Consider the following 19,217-nt stretch of genomic DNA (forward strand, 5'->3'; position numbering starts at 1 on the left):
TGTCCTGACCGGCTCGCGCTCTGCCGTCATGAGTGCCCCGAAGCCATGCGATCTCGCTCGCCAAGCCGTCGGATCGCGTTGCTCAGAACGAACGCATCTGCCCGCAGGGTTATTCGGCCGCCACCGGAACATCGAATCCGGTAATTGCATCGGGTGAGGCGTGTCCGCGCTTATCGGAGCGCCGCTGACACGACGGCGCTTTGATAAGCGGTTCGTCCTTTGCGAGGGGTGGTTGCCCCGCAGGCTGACTTGCGCGCCGTTTCCAGTCGCCGAGCCAGGCGATGCCCCAGAGCGCAAGCGTTCCGGCCGGGATGTAAAGCCACGGCACGAGTGCCACACCGTCGAAATAGCGGAGCAACGCCTGCCCTGCGAGTGACAGCAGCGTGCCCGCGGAGAAGACCAGAAGTCCCTGGCGGCCCATCAGGCGCAGCGGCTCGGCGAACCTGTGGGCACTGAGCCGCGCGATGACCGGCAGGCACGAGATGACGTAGATGAGCGCCAGGACGTGCAGGAGGCGCAGCATCGGCAGATAGGTCTTGTCGTGGGAGGTGATGTGGAACGGCAGCCCGACGGACTGCAGCCGCGCCATGAAGCCGTTCATGGTCGATCCGACCTCCGGCACATAGCGCCAGGCAAACACGAAGACGAGCCAGCCTGCCGCCAGAGCGAACAACACCCGGCTCTTGCGCACGAACCGCTCGCCGTCGCGCAGGGCGACGCCCGTCAGGAGCCCGATGGTGAAGATGAGCTGCCAAGCGAAGGGGTTGAAGAACCAGCCGCCGGGGTTGGGATAGGCGGGGATGTTGAGGCGGAAGAGCCCGGTGGCGAACCACAGCGCAAGCGAGCCGGCCAGCAGTGCAAGCGGAGAGCGCAAGGCCAGATGGATCGCGAAAGGCGCGGCGAGGAGCAGCACCGAATAGGCCGGCAGGATGTTCACATAGCCGATCTGGTGCCCCATCGTCACGATGCCGAGCAGGGCCTGGGACGTGTTCTCGAACACCTGCCGCAGGTTGTTCTTGGTCAGAAGTTCGGTCAGTCCGAACGCCTCGGCCGCCGCCGCGAAGATGGCAATGCCGGCCATGGTCAGGAAGACATGGCTCAGGTAGAGCACCCAGGCCCGCTTCCAGACCGGAGCGATCCCGGACCAGACGCCGATCTCGCGCCAGCGTACGATGCCCGCGGTATAGGCCAGCCCGGCGGCCATGCCGGACATGGCGAAGAAGCTCTCGGCCGCGTCGGTGAAGCCGATGTTGCGGAGCGTGAGGTATTCGTACCAGTTGCCCGGCACATGATCGATGAAGATCATCACCAGGAGCAGGCCCCGGAACAGGTCGATCCGGGGATCACGCGGGCGCCGGGTGCGGCCTGCGGTCTGCGTGTCAGGCTGGGACATGAAGAGCCTCGTTCGGCAGGGCCTCGGCGGCCGCTGAGTCATGACTGGTTGCGAGCCAGCGACCGTGAATCTCGCGGAAGCTGGCGAGGACCGGCGGCGCGGTGGTCTCTTCGGGAACGCTGAAGTGGCGCGCACCGACGGGTTGCGACGACCACGAGATCAGCAGCGGTGCGGCGATCATCGGCAGCGCCACCGGAAGCAGCCACGGCAGCAGGTCGGACGCGAACTGCCACGTCAGGCCGAGGACGATGAGCCCGGTCGTCACGATCCAGCCTGAGGCTCTTGCCGCCTCGGCGAAGGTCAGCGCGCCCTCACCGCGCGCATTGGCCGGCCAGCCGCCATCCTGCCCCGAAAGGACCTGAACGACGGCGCGCGACTGGAACATCAGCATGACCGGGGCGAGCGCCGAGGTCAGCAGGATCTCGACCGCCACCGACGCCAGCGCGCGCGCCGATCCGCCGAACTCGCGGGTGCGCCCGGTGATGGCGGATTTCGTCAGGATGGCGAACTTGGGCATGATCAGCAGCCCGATGATGCCGAGCACCAGGGCCGTGATCTCGCGGCTGCGGTCCGACGGGAAGACCGGGAAGAGCTGGTATGTGTTGGGGAAGTAGTCCGGCTCGGGCGCCAGCACGGTACCCGCCACCGTGCTGATCAGGAACACCCCCCAGAGGACCGAGACGAGATAGGCGAAGATGCCCTGGACGAAGACGAAACGGCTCCATCCGGCCAGGCCCGGCGCGAAGAGAAGCCGCATGTGCTGGAGGTTGCCCTGGCACCAGCGACGGTCGCGCTTGGCGTAGGAGAGGATGTTTTCCGGCCCCTCCTCGTAGGACCCGCCGATGCCGCTGTCCACGAGGACGCGCCAGCCGCCCCGGGCCAGCAGGGCGGCTTCCACGTAGTCGTGCGACAGGATGTGACCGCCGAGCGGCGGCTTGCCGGACAGCTCCGGCAGGCCGCAGGACTGGGCGAAGGCATTGACGCGGATGATCGCGTTGTGGCCCCAGTAGGGACCGGTCGCACCCTGCATCCGTTCGAGCCCGCGGGTAAAGACCGGGCCGTGAAATGCCGCGGCGAACTGCATCGCGCGGCCGAAGAAGCTGCGCGCGCCGATGATCCGCGGCAGGGTCTGGAGGAGACCAAGCTTCGGATCCGCATCCATGCGCGCGATCATCGCGGCGAGCGCCTCGCCGGACATCAGGCTGTCGGCGTCGAGCGTCACCGCATAGTCATAGGCGCCGCCGGACCTGCGGATGAAATCCTCGACGTTGCCGGCCTTGCGCCCGCGGTTGTCGCTGCGGTTGCGGTAGTAGATGTGATCGGCGCCGCCGGTTTCGGCGATCAGCAGGCGGTACGCCGCATGCTCGGCCGCCTGCCCCTCGGCGGAGCGCGTGTCGGACAGGATCACGATGTCGAGCTTCAGCGCCGCGTCCCGGATCGAGCGGTCCATCGCGGCGATCCGCGCGAAGGTCGCAACCGGATCCTCGTTGCAGATCGGGACGAGCACCACGGTCGCAGCGTCCGAATTCACCGCTGCGATCGTGGTGGAGCGCCGCCGCGGCCGGAGCCCGGTCAGGGCCAGCGCCGCGCCCCAGGCCAGCCAGCCGGTGGTCAGCAGGATCAGGACGGTGCGAATGGCGTCCCAGACCTGGAACCCGTCCTGCAAACCGGCATCCGTGATGAGGACCGACGCACCGATCGCGGCGGTGGTGGCGAAGCCGATCGCCAGCACCCGGATCCGGACCGTGGCGGCGTCCGGCGAGAGATGAGCCCGTGATGTCACGTCAGCCCCGCGCCGGGCGTCAGATGTGCTGACCCGGCAGGAACGGCCGGAACAGCTGGGCGAACTCGAAGCGGCCGGAGCGGCGTTCGAGCTCCTGGCGCGGCATGTCGAGCGGCGCCTCGGGCGGCCCCCAGAACCGGGGGTCTTCGGGTATCAGGACCGTTTCGGTTCGTGCCTGATGCAACGTCTCGGTCATTCGGTCACCCACTGGTAGAGCCATATCTCGCTCAGGTTTTGTCCGTATCCGGTAATGGCGGCTTGGATTTCCATCGTGTTCTGGTCGCCCGCCGGCACCGCTTCGATGACGAGGCGCCAGTCGCCCGTGCCCGCGATCGGCGACAGGATCGCCTGCGTGAGCTCGCCGCGCAGGACCGTCACCTTGGGGGTGATGTCCGCGTCGCGCGGAAGGTCAGCGAGCAGGCCGCCCCGGAAATCGACGACGAACTTCTTCCCGTCGGTCGTGCCGGACACGCCGGCGACGCCGCCCTTGCCGACCCGCGTGCGCAGGATCCGCGCCCGTTCCTTCGAACGGTCGCCGGCGGGGGACAGGCCCCAGTGCAGGCGATAGGAGACTTCGAGGCTGTCGCCCTTCCGGGCGGGCGTGGCCGGAACCCAGTAGGCGACGATGTTGTCGTTGCCTTCGAGATCCGACGGGATCTCCAGCAGCCGGACCGAGCCCTGGCCCCAGTCTCCGAGCGGTTCCACGATCAGCGACGGGCGCCGCTCGTAATGCGCCTGCGCGTCGAGATACTGGTCGAAATCGCGCTCGCGCTGGATCAGCCCGAAGGACGCGGGGTTCTGTGCGCCGAGGTAGGAATTGCCGAGCTGGGCGGGATTCACCAGCGGGCGGACGAAGGTCTCGCCGTCCCGCGTATTGAGCACGAGGTGGTCGCTGTCGTGCACCGCGGGGCGGAAATCGTCGAACGCGCCCGGATCGGCGCCGCCGAACAGGAACATCGACGTCAGCGGCGCGATCCCGAGCTGCTCCACGTCCTCGCGCAGGAACAGCCGCGCGGTCACGTCGACGACGGTCGTGCTGCCCGGCTTCAGGACGAGGCGGTAGGCGCCGGTGACCGATTTCGACTGAAGCGCCGCGTAGACGACGACTTCGTCGGCGCCGGGGGCGGGACGTTCGATCCAGAAGTCGGTGAACCGGGGAAACTCCTCGCCGCTCGACATGCCAGTATTGACCGCCAGCCCGCGCGCGGACAGACCGTAGACGGTGTCGCGTCCGAGCGCCCGGAAATAGCTCGCCCCGAGGAAGGCCGCGATCTCGTCATAATGGTCGGCGCGATTGAGCGGCGACATGAGCCGGAACCCGGCGACGCCCGGCATCTCGAAGTCGGCGGGGATCTCGGCCTTCACGTTGGCGTAGTCGAAATCGGCCGTCGAGAAACGCATCGGCGTGGCGGTGCCCTCGGTCACCTCGGAGAGGTGGACCGGTTCGTTGAAGAGCCAGCCGAGGTGAAAGGCGTTGAGGTGGAACGGCGCATTTTTCTGGTCCGCCCATCTCGTCCGCTCGCGGCGGAAGCCCACCCGCTGGTAGTCGTCGTAGTCAAACTCGGCGAGGAAGCCTTCGACGGCCTCCGCGGGCTTGGGTGCGGCCGCGGCGGCGGCGCGCATCTCGCCGGTCAGCCAGTCGAAGGAGAAGGCCACGCCCGCGGGCGCGGTGCCGGTGGTCCCGGTCGAGCTGTCCTGGGCGAAGGCCGGCAAGGAAGGGGCCAGTGCCGCCAGGGCGACAGATGACAGCAAGCCCGTGACGAGCTTGCGGCGCGTGCTGCAGGTGCGAACTTCGCGAATCGGCCTGACCAAGGAACACATCCCAACTTCCTGACTCAGCGCCGTATTTCTTCGCTGCGTCGTAGAATGCAAGAGGGAGAACATCACGCACGCGTGCATTTTCCTACGCCGGTGCAATTTGTCGGCGGCGTCCTGCTCAAAAACATGGCTTCAGCCCGCTCTCGGTATCAGATCCGGCAAGCGGGATCCGAGAAAACCGCACCGCCGGGTCTGTGTCTTGCCCGAGCTGCGGCGGGGTGACCCGGCGAAACAGGTTGATACCGTGGCGCGGCGGTCGCGCGGCGACCGCAGCCCGGTGCACGGAGAAAGCTCTCGTCGGGACCGGGGCGAGGTGACACATGCTGGGCGCAGGAGTTCGACGTCCATCAGAATCGGATCAAGCGATGACGCGGCTTGATTTGTCCGTCGTTGGTCTCCTTGCGGAACCGGAGCCATGCTCGTGGCCTGGGATCGACGCGGCCTGCCCCCGGGAACAAGCCCGAGCGGCTACTCTCCGCGATCGCGCGCTGCCGCGACGGCTCGCGCGTTCACTTCCGCATGAACGAGGCCTCGGGAGTCGGCTGTTGTCGCGATTGCAACTGCGTCACGCGGCCCCGGCCCGGTCGAGGATCTGACGCAGCCGCGCGAAGCTTGCCGCGATGCTCTCCGGCTCGTCCTCCGAGAGAAAGGCGTCGAGCGTGGGCCAGACCCTGACCGCCGCGTCGATGAGCGGATCGGAGCCGCTCACGTAAAGCCCGGCCTGGATCATCATCTCCGCCCGGTCATAGGCGCCTAGCAGCCGCCGCGCGCGGGCGATGAGCGCGTTCTCGGCCTCGCTCGCCGCCTGCGGCAGGGAACGCGAGACCGACCGAAGCAGGTTGATCGCGGGATAGCGGCCGCGCTCGGCGATCTCGCGCTCCATCACGACGTGGCCGTCGAGCACACCGCGCAGGATATCGGCGACCGGCTCGTCCATGTCCGAGCCCGCGACCAGGACGGAAAACACCGCCGTTATGTCGCCCGCACCCTCCAGCCCCGGCCCGGCGCGCTCGGCGAGCGACATGATCAGGTGCGAGGTCGAGGGTGGAAAGCCCCTCAGCGAGGGCGGCTCGCCCGACGCAAGCGCCACCTCGCGATGCGCCTCGGCCAGGCGGGTGATTGAATCGGCGAGCAGCAGCACCTGCAGGCCGCGGTCGCGGAAGTGCTCGGCCACCGTCATCGCTGCCCAGGCGCAGCGGCGGCGGATCAGCGGCGACTGGTCCGATGTCGCGGCCACGACGACGCTGCGCGCCATGCCGTCGGGGCCGAGGACGCCTTCGACGAAGTCGCGAAGTTCACGCCCGCGCTCGCCGATCAGGGCGATGACGATCACATCGGCTGCGACTCCGCGGGCGAATTTCGCCAGGAGCGAGGACTTGCCGACGCCGGAGCCGGCGAAGAGCCCGATCCGCTGGCCGCGCACCAAGGGCAGGAGCGTGTTGAAGACCGCCGCCCCGGTCTCCAGCCGCGCGCCGAGCCGGCGGCGCCGCGACGGGGCTGGCGGCGCGGCACGCAGGGCCCTTTCCTCTGCTCCGCGCATTAACGGGCGGCCGTCGATCGGCTGGCCGAACGGATCGAGGACACGTCCGATCCAGCTGTCGTCGGGCGCGATCCCGCCCGCGCCGAGCAGCTCCACCCCGTCACCGATCCGCGCCCCGTCGACCGGTCCGTCGGTCAGCACCGTCGCGCTGTCCGTATCGAGCGCCACGACCTCGCCGCCGACCGCCGCGCCCTCGACGAGCCGGACCCGGTCGCCAAGCCGCCAGTCGGGGCCACAAACGCTCACCTTGAGCACGCCGCGGCCGATCTCGCGGATGCGCCCGAGCCGGCGCAGCGCGCCACATCCGCCGATCTCCGCCCTGAGCCGGTCGAGCCCGAGTGTCGCCATTCTGACCTCCCTGTGTTCCGCAACCGTTTCTAAAGGAATCGGGGTTAAGGCTTGATTGAAAGCTCGGAGGAGAAGCCCCGATGTTCGAGAAACCGGAGATCCTGTCGCTGGCCGCATCGCTCGCTGCCCATGCCGCCACGCGGCAGTCGGCGATCGCGCAGAACGTGGCGAATGCCGACACGCCCGGATACCGCCCGCGCGACGTTGCCGACTTCGCCGCGACCTATCGCGCCGAAAGCGCGGGCGGACTGCGCCAGACCCGCGCGGGCCATCTCGGGGTGTCGGAGGCGGCGGAGCGGTTCACGCTCATCGAGCGGGTGGGGGGCGGCTCGCTCTCGCCGAACGGCAATGCTGTGTCGCTCGAGACCGAGATGGTGAAGGCCGCGGATGTGCAGCGCGAGCAGAACCTGGCGCTGGCCATCTACGGCAAGTCGCTCGCGATCCTGCGTGCGTCGATCGGGCGCCGGTAGGGACGGAGGCGCAGGATGAGTGATTTCAGCTCCAGCCTGTCGGTCGCGGCGAGCGGCATGGAAGCGCAGGCAATGCGGCTGCGCCATGTCTCCGAGAACATCGCCAATGCCGACACGCCCGGCTACCACCGCAAGACCACCGCCTTCGAGGCGGTGCTGGAACGGGGCCAGACCACCGGAGAGGTCCGGCTCGGCCCCGTGGAACTCGACCGGCGGGAGCTGACCCGGATCCTCGATCCCGGTCATCCGCTGGCCGATGAGAACGGCTACTACGACGGCTCGAATGTCGATCTGGTGGTCGAGATCGCTGACGCGCGCGAAGCGCAGCGCAGCTACGAGGCGAACCTCAGGATGTTCGAGCAGACGCGGCAAATGTCGCGCAACCTGCTCGAACTCCTGCGCCGCTGACAGGAAGAGGTCCGGAATGGACGTAAGAACCTCATTCGCCGCGCAGACCTACGCGCAGGCCCGGCCGGCCACCCAACCGTCGCCGAACGCGGCGGGGCCGGCCGGGACCTCGGGCGCCTTCAGCGCGCTTGTCGGCAGTTTTGCCGAGACCCTGCGGGCCGGCGAGGAGACCGCGAAGGCCGCCATGATCGGCGGCGCGGACCCCCACGCGCTGGTCGAGGCGCTGGCGGCGAGCGAGCTTGCGGTCGAGACCGCGGTGACCCTGCGCGACAAGGTCGTCGAGGCCTACCAGGAAATCCTGAGAATGCCGGTCTGAGCCATGGAGGAAGCGGTCTTCTTCGACACGATGCGCCAGGGGCTCTGGATCGCCGTGATCATCTCGGCGCCGCTCCTGGCCGTCGCGCTGGTGATGGGGGTGGTGATCGGCCTCTTCCAGGCGCTGACCTCGGTGCAGGAAATGACACTTACCTTCGTGCCCAAGGTCGGCGCGATGCTCGCCGTGTTCTGGGTCTCGATGACCTTCATGTCGGGGATGCTGGTCGCGTTCTTCACCGACCGCATCATCCCGCTGATCGCGGGGATCTGAGCGATGGACAACGCGAGCTACACGACGCTCAACCGCCAGTCCGGGCTGATGGCCGAGATGCGCGCGGTGGCCAACAACATCGCCAACCTCTCGACCACGGGCTTTCGCCGCGAGGGGGTGATCTTCGCCGAACATGTCGCGGCGCTCGAGGGCGCGGAGCCGTCGCTCTCGATGGCCACCGCCGAGGCGCGCAGCGTCAATCTCGCTCAGGGTGCGCTGGTCAAGACCGGCGGAACCTTCGACCTCGCGATCGAGGGCGCAGGCTTCTTCCAGGTCGAGACGCCGGACGGGCCCAGGCTGACCCGTGCCGGCGCCTTCACGCCCTCGCCCGAGGGCGAGCTCGTGACCGCCGACGGCGCCCGGCTCCTCGACCTCGGCGGTGCGCCGGTCTTCGTGCCGGCCGATGCCGGACCGGTCGCGGTCGCGGAGGACGGCACGGTCTCGGTCGGCGGCAATCCGGTCGCCCAGATCGGGCTTTTCGTGCCCGCCGGTCCGGGCGACCTCGTCCACGAAGGCGGAACCCGCTTCGCCGCCCCGGGCGGGATCGAGCCGCAGGAGGACGGCACCATGTTCCAGGGCTTTCTGGAACATTCCAACGTCGATCCGGTCGCCGAGATCGCCCGCATGATCGAGGTCCAGCGCGCCTACGAGATGGGCCAGGGTTTCCTCGACAACGAGGACCGGCGGATCCGCTCGGTGATCGAAACCCTCGGCCGGACATAGGAGACCGACCCATGCGTGCCCTCCAGATCGCCGCCACCGGCATGAGCGCCCAGCAGATGCGGGTCGAGGTGATTTCCAACAACCTCGCCAACATGTCGACCACCGGCTTCAATGCCCGCCGCGCCGAGTTCGCCGACCTGCACTACCAGCAGGTGACCCGGCCTGGCACGATCAATGCCAGCGACGGAACCGTCGTGCCGACCGGGGTCCAGCTCGGCCTCGGCGTGCGTCCATCTGCGGTGACGGTGAACATCTCGCAGGGCTCGCTGTCGGAGACCGGCGGCGATCTCGACGTCGCGATCGAGGGGCTCGGCTATATCGAGGTGGCCTTGCCGTCGGGGCTCTCGGCCTATACCCGCGACGGGGCGCTGAAGCGGTCGGCCGACGGGCTGATCGTCACCTCCGACGGACACCAGGTCGCGCCGGGGATCACCATCCCGGCCGACGCCCGCTCGCTCTCGATCAACGCGGCCGGGGAGGTCTACGCCTATTTCAGCGACCGGGTGCAACCCGAGCTTCTCGGCCAGATCACGCTCGCGGGCTTTGCCAACGAGAAGGGCCTCGAGGCGATCGGCTCGAACCTCTTTCTCGAGACGGCCGCGTCCGGCCCCGCCGCGATCGCCGTGCCGGGCGAGGACGGGCTCGGTACGCTCCGGCAGGGGTTCCTCGAGGACAGTTCCGTCGATGCGGTGCGCGAAATCACCGAGCTGATCGAGGCGCAACGCGGCTACGAGCTCAATGCCAAGGTCATCACCGCCGCCGACCAGATGCTCGGCGCGACGACGCAGGTGCGGTGATGCGGATCTGGATCGTTCTGTTCCTCGGGATTGCCGCGATCCCGGCTTCGGCCGAAACCCTGGTCGCCGCCCGGACGCTTCGGGCGCAGACGATCGTCACGCCGGACGACGTGCTGACGCAATCAGGAACCGTGCCGGGTGTGCTGACGGACGCGACCGAGGCGATCGGGCTCGAGACCCGCGTCTCAATCTACGAGGGCCGCCCGATCCGGCCTGCCGATCTCGGCCCGCCGGCGATCGTCGATCGCAACCAGATTGTGGCGCTGAGCTACGTCGCCGGGGCGCTCACGATCACCGCCGAGGGCCGCGCGCTCGCGCGCGGCGGGGTCGGGGATCGCATCAGGGTGATGAATGTCGCCTCCCGCACCACCGTCTCCGGCGTCGTCGCCGCCGACGGGTCGGTGCGGGTCATGGCGGAACGCTGAAATGGAGACGAACGAATGCGTTTGAGAGTGATGGCCGCGCTGCTGATCGCGCTGACCGGCTGTGCCCGGATGGAAAACGTCGGCAAGGCGCCCGCCTTCACGCCGGTCGAAGGCGGCAACGAGTACTACGCGATGTCGACCTCGGGCCTGCCCCTGACCGCCGAGCCGCGCTACGCGGGCGACGACGCTTCGCTCTGGTCGCGTTCGCGCGGTTCGCTGCTCGGCGACCGCCGCGCCGGCCAGCGCGGCGACATCCTGACCGTGGTGGTCGAGATCGACGACAAGGCCGAGATCTCGAATTCCAGCGGCCGCTCGCGTGAAGGCTCCGACGAGATGGGGATCCCCCACCTCGCCGGCATACCGCAGCGGCTCGACCGTCGGATGCCCGAAGGCGCGAGCGTCGCCAATGCCTACAGCACCTCGTCCGCGTCGAGCTATCAGGGCGACGGTTCGGTCAAGCGCAAGGAGAAGCTGACGCTTCGGATCGCCGCGACGGTCGTCGAATCACTGCCGAACGGCGTCCTGCGCATCCACGGATCACAGGAGGTGCGGGTGAACTTCGAGGTGCGCGAACTCATCGTCCAGGGCTTCGTCCGGCCCGAGGACGTCTCGCGCCAGAACGAGGTCACCTATGACAAGATCGCCGGGGCGCGGATATCCTACGGTGGCCGCGGCCAGATCACCGATGTCCAGCAGCCGCGCTATGGTCAGCAGGTCGCCGACATCCTGCTACCGTTCTGAGGCCGTCAATGCGCAAGGTCGTGCCACTCCTCCTCGCGCTTTTCGGGCTCGCCGCAGGCGGCGGGGCGGGGTTCTGGCTGCGCCCGGCACCCATGGAGAGCGTATCGATCGATCCCTGCGGCGAGGGCGGCGCAGAGCCGGCCGCTCTCGGCGAGGCGCATGCCGAACCGGAGGACGCTGCGGCCGATCCCGAACATCCCCCCGAATACGTTAAACTCGCCAACCAGTTCGTTGTCCCCGTGGTCGAGCACGGCGATGTGGCGGCCCTGGTTATCCTCTCGATCAGCCTGGAGGTTACGGCGGGCAGCACCGAGCAGGTCTTCGCCCGCGAACCGAAGATCCGCGACGCGTTCCTGCGCGTGCTCTTCGATCATGCGAATGTCGGTGGGTTTGAGGGCGCCTTTACCGAATCGAACAAGATGGAAGTTTTGCGTGGCGCTCTCCTCGAAGTCGCGCGCAAGTCGATGGGTCCGGCGATCACCGGAGTGCTCATCGTCGACATTGTCCGGCAGGACAGCTGACCGCCGCGCACCGAACCGCGTTCCCGCTGGTCCGTCCTAGCGATCGCGCCGGCGCATCGAGGTCCCGATGCGCGCCTCCGCCAGAAGCCGATCAAGCACCGTGCTTTGGCCGAAAGAGCGCGCGGCCGCGGCCCTCGCGGTCTGCCAGGCCTCGGTCGCCCGCTCCAGTTCTCCACCAAGAACCGTTCGCCGCGCAGCCATCAGGCGCGCGAAAGCCTGCTGGGCAACGAGCGTGCCGGCATCCTCGCTACGCTCGGCGGCGCACCATGCCTCGGTTTCGGCCTGGTCGAGGGCGCGGAGACGCGCCTCAATGGCGGCGCGGCGCGCACCGGCGGCCGACAACGCCATCTGGTTGGCCTCCTTCTTCAGCGTCGCGAGGCGGGCGAGCGCCGCGAGGCGTCCGGCGCCGCTCATCCGCCCCTCCTCGCGCGGGCCCTCTGGCGCATGTTTTCGGCGAAGCGGATCGCGGCGGCTACCGCGGCGTAATGTTCGGGCCGCACCTCGCGACCGATCTCGACCCCGGCATGGAGCGCACGCGCTGTCGACGGGTCGGACCGGATCGGCACCCCGGCCGTGGCCGCCGCCTCGCGGATGCGCGCGGCAACCGCATCGACGCCCTTCGCGACGCAGATCGGCGCCCGCCCGCTCGCCCGGTCCCAGTGCAGAGCCACGGCGTAGTGGGTGGGGTTCACGATCACCACATCGGCTTTCGGAACGTCCGCGAGCATCCGGTTGGTCGCAATCGCCTCCGCCCGCTGCCGGCGCAGGCCTCGCAACTGCGGGTCGCCCTCGGACTGCCTAAGCTCGTCGATCAATTCCTGACGCGACATCCGGTTCCGGCGCAGATGCTCATGTCGCTGCCAGAGATAGTCGAGGGCGCCAAGCCCGCCCGCCACCAGCACGAGCAGGAACAGGAACTCAACGATCAACCGCGCGAGTTCGGCCACCGCGAGGCCGGGATCGAGGCTCTGGCTGGTCAGCATTCGCGGCAGCCGGTCGATCAGAAAGACGGTCAACAGGGCCGCGATGATGACCAGCTTCGCCGTGCTCTTCGCGAATTCGAACAGCCCGGTGCGACCGAATTTCTGCCTGGCGTTGCCGAGCGGGTTGATCCTCGACAGCCGAGGCATGAGCTTCTCCGGGGCGAAGACCCAACCGCGCTGGGCAAAGATGATCGCCGCGACGGCGACCATCGGCGCGATCAGGAACGGCAGTGCCGGAAGCGCCGAGGCAAGGACCATGTCGCCGGCCAACTCGCCGCCCGACCCGAGCAGCCTTGTGCCTAGCGTGTCGGCCTGATCGAGCACAGACACGCCCCAGTCGCCGAACCGCCGCAGAGCCGTGCTGCCGATCGCCGCACAGGCCAGGAAGAATCCGCCATAGCTCGCCGCGATCGCCAGCTCGGTCGAACGGACCAGTTCACCGCGTGCCCGTGCCTCGTCGAGCTTCTTCTGTGACGGCTCATGCTCCTTCTCGCCGCCGTCCTCCTCGCTCATCGCGCGGCTCCGAACGGATCGGCGACAAGCGCATTGAAGTAGCCGGCCCAGAGCGAGAGCCCGACCGGCGCGGCGATCGCCAGCAGGACCAATGCCCCGGCGGTCACGGCAGGGGCGCCGACGAAGGCCACCATCAGTTGGGGCATCGCCCGGTTGATCGCACCGAGTGCCAGGTTGTAGACGAACGAGGCGATGACGAAGGGCGCGGCGAGGCTGAACGCCAGCGCAAAGGCTCGGCCGATGTGATCCACGCCCCAGTAGCGCATAAGAGTCGCGTCGGGAAACCGGCCCGGCGGCAGGGCGTCATAGGAGAGGATCAGCGCCTCGGCCAGTCGCACATGCAGACCCGCCATCATCGCCAGAGCAAGGCTGCCAGCCACGAGGAGATGCGACATCGTCGGCATCGGCTCGCCCCCGGCTCCGAAAAGCTGTGACAGCGAGCTCGACTGCGCGGCGATCGTTCCGGCCATCTCGAGCGCGAGAGTCATCAGCCGCAGCACTAGCCCGAGAGCAAGGCCGATCACGCTCTCGGTCGCGAAGCAGGCAAGCAGGGTTCCGAGCCCCTGCGTGAGCGGAGCGACTTGCGTGCCCACAGCCGGCGAGACGATTGCCGTGAAGACGAGCGCCAGCGCCAGCTTCACGCGAACCGGCACGGAATGTTCGCCGAAGCCCGGAAGGATTGCCATCGCGGCACCGATCCTGAGCAAGACCACGAATCCCGCGAGCGCGCCGCCCTTGCCGGTCTCAAGTGCTGCGGACAGGAGCTCGTTCATGCCGGCACCAGCCCGACGATCGATGGCTTGGCGTCGAAACCGATTTCGTCGAACGACAGGACGGGTGCGCTGATTCCCTTGGCGCCGAGCACGGTCTTCAGGAACCTTCGGCGCCGGGCCGAGGTGACTACCGCCGGAAATTGCCCCTTCTCGCCAGCCTTCGAGATCCTGTCCGCGATGTTCATCGCCAGCCGGTTGAACTTGTCGGGCGGAAGGGCGACGTCGCACTGGCCGCGGTCGCCATCGACTTGGTGGGCGGCGAATGTCTCCTCCCATTCCGGGGAGAGCTGCAGAAGCGGCACGGTCCCATCCTCTCGCCGGATCTCCGCGACAAGCTGGAAGCCGAGGCGGCGGCGGACATGCTCGCAGACCGCCTCGGGGCTGACGCCGCGCCCCTCCGCGATCGCCTCGAGGATCAGCGGCAGATTGCGGATCGAGACCCGCTCGTCGAGCAGGAGCCTGAGTACTGCGAGCAGGAGGTCTACCGGCACCTTGTCGGGGATGAGTTCGTCGAGCAGCTTGCGGTTGGCTTCGCTCCGAACGGGATCAGAGAGGTTGGTGCATTCCTCGAGCAGCCGGCGCACCGACTTGAGCGACAGCAACCGCGCGAAGTTGCGTTTGATCATTTCGAGAAGGTGAGTGGCCAGAACCTCCGCCGGGCCGACCACGGTCGCACCGCTCAGCGCCACGTCCTCCTGCATGGCCTGCGATACCCAGCGCGCGGGGGCACCATAAACCGGCTCGCGGACGTCGCGCCCGGGCGGCACGCCCGTGTCGCCGCCCGCGAGCAAAGCCAGGACATGGTCGGGATATAACACATCGCGCGCCTGTTCGACGCCCTGAATGCGGATCCGGTAACTGCCACTGGCGAGGGTCGCATCGTCCGTCAGCCGGATTTCCGGAAGGATCAACCCGTACACCGCTGCGACATGGTTGCGCATGTTGACGATGCGTGCGTCGAGCCCGGTTGCCGGATCGAGGACCATATTGACCAGGTTCGGCGCGAACTCGACATGGATCTCGTCGAGGTCGAGGATGTCGCCCAGCGACTTCTTGCGCGGCGCCGTGACCGGCGGCGAGTCAGCCCGGGCCTGGTCCAGCGCCGCGCGCGCGGCCTTCCGCCGCATCAGTTCCGCCGCCCCGCCGAGCACCGCCGCGCCGGCAAGGAAGGGAACGAACGGCAGGCCCGGCACGAGCGCGAAGAGCGCCATGAGGAATGCGACGGTCGCGAGCGCCGGCGGATAGTTCCCGAGTTGCCGGAACAGTTCCAGATCCGCCGCCCCTTTGGCCCCGCCGCGCGACAGGAGAAGCGCCGACGCGATCGAGATGATCACCGCCGGGATCTGGCTGACGAGCCCGTCCCCCACCGTCAGGATCGCATAGGTCTCGAGCGCCCGGCCGATCGGCATGCCATGGATCGAGACCCCGATGATCAGACCCATCACAAGGTTGAGCAGCGTGATCAGGAGCCCGGCCACCGCGTCGCCCTTGACGAATTTCGATGCCCCGTCCAGCGAGCCGAAGAAGGTGGTTTCCGCCTGTTCTCGTTCGCGCCGCGCCTTTGCCTCGGCATGGTCGATCGCACCCGCATTCATGTCGCTGTCGATGGCGAGCTGCTTGCCCGGCATCCCGTCGAGGGCGAAACGCGCGCCGACCTCCGCCATGCGGCCGGCGCCCTTCGTGATGACGATGAAGTTGACGATTAGCAGGACACCGAAGACCACGAGACCGATCAGAACGGATCCCGACATGATGAACATCGCGAAGCCTTCGATCACGTCGCCCGCGGCGCCGGTGCCGGTGTGGCCCTCGCCGATGATCAGCTTCGTCGACGAGACGTTGAGCGAAAGGCGCAGCATCAGTGACGCAAGAAGGATTGTCGGAAACGCCGAAAAGTCCAGCGGGCGCTCGATGAAGAGCGTCACCGTGAAGATCAGGATCGCGAGCGCAAAGGAGGTGGCGAGCCCGATGTCGAGCACCCAGGCCGGCATCGGCAGGATCATCATCACGATCACAGCCATGAGCGCGAGCGCAAGTAGGACGGTCGGACGGAACAAACTTGTAATCGTCAGACTCGTCATTGGTCGTCCTCCGTCAGGGGGGGCGGCGCGCCGAACAGGCTTGCACCGCCGCCGTTGCCAAGCGGAACCAACGAGCCGAGCCCGGAGGTGCCCCCGGTTTGGAGCAGTGGATAGCGGTTGACCCGCGCGATCGCCCCGACCATCGCGTCGGGATCGGTGCCCTCACTGCTTGGAAAGTCGTCATTTGCCACCCCCACGATGTCCGGGATCGCCGGGATCTCGTTGGTGTCTTGGGCCAGCAGCGAATTGCGGAAGCGATCGAAACGCGCCTGATAGCGTCCGGCGTATTCTGGGGTGCGCGAGTGGTAAGCGCCGGCGGCGCGGCTCCAGGACCCCTGCTCGGCATGCAGCGATTTCAGGAACCGGGCGGCGTAAAGCGCGTTGGTCAGCGGATCGAACATGTCGTCGATCGACCGGAACGCGGCGCCATGCCATTTGAAGTTGAGCTGGAAGCAGCCGACGTCGAAGCTGCGCGCGCCGCGATCGTACTCCTTGTAAACATATGTGCGTGCCTCACGTTCGGATTCGAACCATAGGCCTTTGCCCTCCATGTTTACCGTCCATGGCCATGGACGAATCGCACGGCCCCGTCGACGTCCGGTCTCGGTCAATGAAATCGCCCTTAACACCGAAACTGGCACGCCGGTGCGCTGCGACGCTTCCGCAGCCACCATGTCGCACACCGCAGATTGATCGACGGGTACACTTGCCGAAACTGATGACGACCAGCCGTCGAGCAGGCAAGTCGTGACGATACAGACAAAGACTGCGGCAGGTCGAGGCCATGAGCGCGCGGACATTCGGACGTTTCCCAAGCAGTTCTTGCCTTCGCATCCACGCTAGGGTGCGGGCGTTGAGATTCGGTAACCGCCGGTCATCGGCTGCCCGCATCCGAGGTCGCCGCGATCATGCTTTCGATTGCGGAGCGCGCGGCGCGACTCTGCTCGACAAGTGCCTTGCCGCGCGCGAGCGGTCCGGGCAATGCGAGTTCCTGGACGGAGTCTGACACCGGCTCGGCAGACAAGCCGGCTTCTCCGGCCGAACCGAATCCAGCCGCGTGCAGTGCGTTGAGGGCTGCTCTTAAAGGCTCAGGCGGGTTCGCGGCCGCGCCGGAAAAATCGCCGGCTCGCCAGAGTTCGCGTCCGGCCGCTTCAGCGTCGCCGGCCGAAACGTACGCGCGCGCGGCCGCAGCGTGATCGCCGGCCATTGCGAGCGCCTCTGCGCGAAGGGTTTCTGATGCCGTGTCCCGCAGTCCGGCGAGCTTGTCGATTGCTGCCGCCGCGTCGAACTCGACGGTAGCGGCGCGGGCAAGTAACCGCCGACCTTGCTCCGAACGGGCGGCGTCGGCGGTTACAAGCTTGCGCACCTCTTCCGTGAAGCCAGACGCGGCTAGCCGTTCAGCGAGGGTGAGGCGAAGCGACGCATCCGGATCGGCGGCGTAGAGTTCGGACCGATTGGCGAAATACGCGGCGAGGAAATCCGGCTCGCTGTCGTGACCGGCAAGCATCGCAAAGAGTTTGAGCGCGGTATCGCGCTGAAAGTGATTGGGCGGATCCGAAATCCATCTACGATAGGCGTCGAAGGAACCGTCGAAGTCATTTGCCGATCCACGCGCAAGTATATGGAGATGCTGCAGCACCTCCCCGGACTCGGCGTCCTGCAATTCGAAAGCCAATGCTTCGGCGCTTTCGATCAACCCGGTTGGCACCGCGAGGCCGCGCGCCAGTCGCGACTTGATCGCCAGAATGAGCGCGTCGGTTGACAGCGAACCGTTGCTGAGGGCGAGGTCTTCGAGTTTTTCCAATTGTGCGCCAGCGTCGCCTAGCGCCAGCCCGAGCTGGGCATCGATGATCCAGAGGCTCTCGGTGGTGTTCTGCGGGGATCGCGCGACTGCGTCGCGGACGGCTCGTGCCGCCTGCTCCGATCCGACCGACAGGAACCGATCCGACAATCCGGGGCCGAGGAGGCGCCTGAGGTGGACCGGAAGGGCGGAGAAAGCCCGAAGCACGGCGGCTTCGTCGATATCGGTTCCCGGCAGCAATTGCGGTAAGGCGAGCACCGCCCACAATGCCGCGCTTGTATCGCAGCTTGTCAGTGCCGGCAGGGCCGAACCGGCTTCGGCCACGCCTCCGTCGAGGACCGCCCCGATATCGCGCAGGGTCGAACCGTCGGACGTTTCGACGGCAAAGGCGGACAGGACTGCGCCGGCCTCGGCCCCGAAGCCAAGGTGAAGATACAGCCGCGCAAGGGACAGCACCGCCTCGGTCGAGGGGTGATCGAACTCTCCGACCAGGGGTCGTCGCCTTTCGGCAATCTGTGCCGCAGCCGGGCGATCGTCGCCCCAGCCGGCCAGATCGAAATTCGCGTCCGGCAGGCAGGCTGCGCCCGTGGCCGAGACCGGCGGGTGCGCCGCGGTCGAAGGCATGTCACGGTCGAAGCTGGTTTCCACATGGAGGGCAGGCTCCGGCGTCTCGTGTGCATCTACCTTCGGGCGCCGATCTGCGGCGCTAGCGGTATCGTCAGACGCTGCGTGTGCGGACGCACCCCGGGGCTCGGTTGGTGCGACCTCGACCAGTCCTTGCGCGGCCGCGCGGCTCAGTTGCAGAAGAAGCCGCTCTTGAGCCTCCGCCACGCTCGGATCGGTGTACATATGCAGTTTCGCGTCGCCGGAACCGCCGACATCTGTCCGGCCGGTATCCGGCATCTGCCGGTGTTTCCCGTGCACCTGGTCCGGCACGCCACGGCTTGCGAGGCCGGAGAGATTGTCGCCGCGCCAGAGGGGAGCGAGGTCTATGGTCTTCTCCACATCTTGTGCCCGATCTCTGGTAGCAGGATAAGACCGCGTTCGAATTGGTTCAGCCGCCTTCTTGTCCTGCCGGGGCGGCACGGTCGGAGTCAGCTGAGACTCGAAAGGCGAACCCGCAGCGGGCGGGCCGTCAGCGATGTCGACGATGATGTTGCCGTTTCCGTCGGCGGTGGCGGTTGCGTGGCAGGCGCAGCCGATCCCGAACCGCAAAACTCCCGGGGTCGCGTCAAGTGCAAGGGTCGCGAGGCGCGTGCGCGTGATTCTCCTGAACACATCCGTTGCGTCGAATGTCACGTCGAGTCCGCTTACGCGCAGAATATAGCCGCTCCCATCCCGACCGAGTTCCCATCCCGACGGCGCACCAACATCGACCACGATCCGGGTGAAACCGGTGTGCTCGCCGGATCGCACACGAATCATCTCGGCGAAGGACGGGGAGACGCCCGCGCCAGTCAGGATCGCGATGAGCGTTATTGTAGTCCTGATGACCATGACCGAAGCGCCCATC

20 protein-coding genes are annotated in these 19,217 nt (G+C 67.6%); 9 read left to right on the top strand and 11 right to left on the bottom strand.

Annotation, left to right across the window (positions count from 1 at the left end):
- Positions 1 to 109: 109 nt before the first annotated feature.
- From OM960_RS10505 to OM960_RS10525, 5 genes are all read right to left on the bottom strand, one after another.
- Positions 110 to 1,393: an OpgC family protein gene (locus OM960_RS10505; RefSeq protein WP_264771922.1), complete on the bottom strand. Its 1,284-nt coding sequence runs from the start codon at positions 1,391 to 1,393 to the stop codon at positions 110 to 112.
- Positions 1,380 to 3,176 (bottom strand): glucans biosynthesis glucosyltransferase MdoH, encoded by a 1,797-nt coding sequence (gene mdoH, locus OM960_RS10510; protein WP_264771923.1) that lies wholly within the window; start codon positions 3,174 to 3,176, stop codon positions 1,380 to 1,382. Before mdoH ends, OM960_RS10505 begins: the two co-directional genes overlap by 14 nt.
- A gap of 19 nt (positions 3,177 to 3,195) precedes the next feature.
- Positions 3,196 to 3,372, bottom strand: coding sequence for a hypothetical protein (locus OM960_RS10515; RefSeq protein WP_264771924.1), 177 nt, complete (start codon positions 3,370 to 3,372; stop codon positions 3,196 to 3,198).
- Positions 3,369 to 4,988, bottom strand: coding sequence for an OpgD/OpgG family glucan biosynthesis protein (locus OM960_RS10520; RefSeq protein ID WP_264771925.1), 1,620 nt, complete (start codon positions 4,986 to 4,988; stop codon positions 3,369 to 3,371). Before OM960_RS10520 ends, OM960_RS10515 begins: the two co-directional genes overlap by 4 nt.
- A gap of 571 nt (positions 4,989 to 5,559) precedes the next feature.
- Positions 5,560 to 6,882 carry a FliI/YscN family ATPase gene (locus OM960_RS10525; RefSeq protein WP_264771926.1) on the bottom strand — a complete coding sequence of 441 codons (1,323 nt, stop codon included), beginning with the start codon at positions 6,880 to 6,882 and terminating at the stop codon, positions 5,560 to 5,562.
- An 80-nt stretch (positions 6,883 to 6,962) separates the two neighbouring features.
- Here OM960_RS10525 and OM960_RS10530 point away from each other — a divergent pair, with 80 nt between their 5' ends.
- The 9 genes from OM960_RS10530 to OM960_RS10570 are packed head-to-tail and all read left to right on the top strand — an operon-like array spanning position 6,963 to position 11,553.
- Complete coding sequence (locus OM960_RS10530) at positions 6,963 to 7,352, top strand: FlgB family protein (protein ID WP_263338198.1); 390 nt, start codon at positions 6,963 to 6,965, stop codon at positions 7,350 to 7,352.
- 15 nt (positions 7,353 to 7,367) lie between these two features.
- Positions 7,368 to 7,760, top strand: a complete 393-nt coding sequence (gene flgC / locus OM960_RS10535; protein WP_263338201.1) for a flagellar basal body rod protein FlgC — start codon at positions 7,368 to 7,370, stop codon at positions 7,758 to 7,760.
- A 16-nt stretch (positions 7,761 to 7,776) separates the two neighbouring features.
- Positions 7,777 to 8,076 (top strand): flagellar hook-basal body complex protein FliE, encoded by a 300-nt coding sequence (gene fliE / locus OM960_RS10540; protein WP_264771927.1) that lies wholly within the window; start codon positions 7,777 to 7,779, stop codon positions 8,074 to 8,076.
- A 3-nt stretch (positions 8,077 to 8,079) separates the two neighbouring features.
- Positions 8,080 to 8,346 (top strand): flagellar biosynthetic protein FliQ, encoded by a 267-nt coding sequence (locus tag OM960_RS10545; protein WP_263338206.1) that lies wholly within the window; start codon positions 8,080 to 8,082, stop codon positions 8,344 to 8,346.
- 3 nt (positions 8,347 to 8,349) lie between these two features.
- The gene (locus OM960_RS10550) at positions 8,350 to 9,069 is read left to right on the top strand and encodes a flagellar hook-basal body complex protein (RefSeq protein ID WP_263338207.1); all 720 of its coding nucleotides are present in this window, start codon (positions 8,350 to 8,352) and stop codon (positions 9,067 to 9,069) included.
- 11 nt (positions 9,070 to 9,080) lie between these two features.
- Positions 9,081 to 9,866 (top strand): flagellar basal-body rod protein FlgG, encoded by a 786-nt coding sequence (gene flgG / locus OM960_RS10555; RefSeq protein ID WP_263338209.1) that lies wholly within the window; start codon positions 9,081 to 9,083, stop codon positions 9,864 to 9,866.
- Positions 9,866 to 10,291 (top strand): flagellar basal body P-ring formation chaperone FlgA, encoded by a 426-nt coding sequence (gene flgA, locus OM960_RS10560; protein ID WP_264771928.1) that lies wholly within the window; start codon positions 9,866 to 9,868, stop codon positions 10,289 to 10,291. Before flgG ends, flgA begins: the two co-directional genes overlap by 1 nt.
- Positions 10,292 to 10,306: 15 nt before the next feature.
- Positions 10,307 to 11,032: a flagellar basal body L-ring protein FlgH gene (gene flgH, locus OM960_RS10565; RefSeq protein ID WP_263338214.1), complete on the top strand. Its 726-nt coding sequence runs from the start codon at positions 10,307 to 10,309 to the stop codon at positions 11,030 to 11,032.
- An 8-nt stretch (positions 11,033 to 11,040) separates the two neighbouring features.
- Positions 11,041 to 11,553 carry a flagellar basal body-associated FliL family protein gene (locus OM960_RS10570; protein ID WP_263338215.1) on the top strand — a complete coding sequence of 171 codons (513 nt, stop codon included), beginning with the start codon at positions 11,041 to 11,043 and terminating at the stop codon, positions 11,551 to 11,553.
- A gap of 36 nt (positions 11,554 to 11,589) precedes the next feature.
- Here OM960_RS10570 and OM960_RS10575 read toward each other — a convergent pair whose 3' ends face one another.
- From OM960_RS10575 to OM960_RS10600, 6 genes are all read right to left on the bottom strand, one after another.
- Complete coding sequence (locus tag OM960_RS10575) at positions 11,590 to 11,967, bottom strand: hypothetical protein (protein ID WP_264771929.1); 378 nt, start codon at positions 11,965 to 11,967, stop codon at positions 11,590 to 11,592.
- Complete coding sequence (locus OM960_RS10580; RefSeq protein WP_264771930.1) at positions 11,964 to 13,049, bottom strand: EscU/YscU/HrcU family type III secretion system export apparatus switch protein; 1,086 nt, start codon at positions 13,047 to 13,049, stop codon at positions 11,964 to 11,966. Before OM960_RS10580 ends, OM960_RS10575 begins: the two co-directional genes overlap by 4 nt.
- Entirely contained in the window at positions 13,046 to 13,822 is a 777-nt protein-coding gene (locus tag OM960_RS10585; RefSeq protein ID WP_264771931.1) for a flagellar biosynthetic protein FliR, read from the bottom strand. The genes OM960_RS10580 and OM960_RS10585 overlap by 4 nt, the downstream gene beginning before the upstream one ends.
- A complete protein-coding gene (gene flhA / locus OM960_RS10590; protein ID WP_264771932.1) occupies positions 13,819 to 15,903 on the bottom strand; it encodes a flagellar biosynthesis protein FlhA in 2,085 nt (694 codons plus the stop codon). Before flhA ends, OM960_RS10585 begins: the two co-directional genes overlap by 4 nt.
- A complete protein-coding gene (locus OM960_RS10595) occupies positions 15,900 to 16,454 on the bottom strand; it encodes a transglycosylase SLT domain-containing protein (protein WP_354003554.1) in 555 nt (184 codons plus the stop codon). The genes flhA and OM960_RS10595 overlap by 4 nt, the downstream gene beginning before the upstream one ends.
- A gap of 323 nt (positions 16,455 to 16,777) precedes the next feature.
- Positions 16,778 to 19,216 (bottom strand): hypothetical protein, encoded by a 2,439-nt coding sequence (locus OM960_RS10600; RefSeq protein WP_264771934.1) that lies wholly within the window; start codon positions 19,214 to 19,216, stop codon positions 16,778 to 16,780.
- Position 19,217 lies beyond the last annotated feature (1 nt).

This window comes from Defluviimonas salinarum (genome assembly GCF_026013545.1).
Lineage (GTDB): Bacteria > Pseudomonadota > Alphaproteobacteria > Rhodobacterales > Rhodobacteraceae > Albidovulum > Albidovulum salinarum.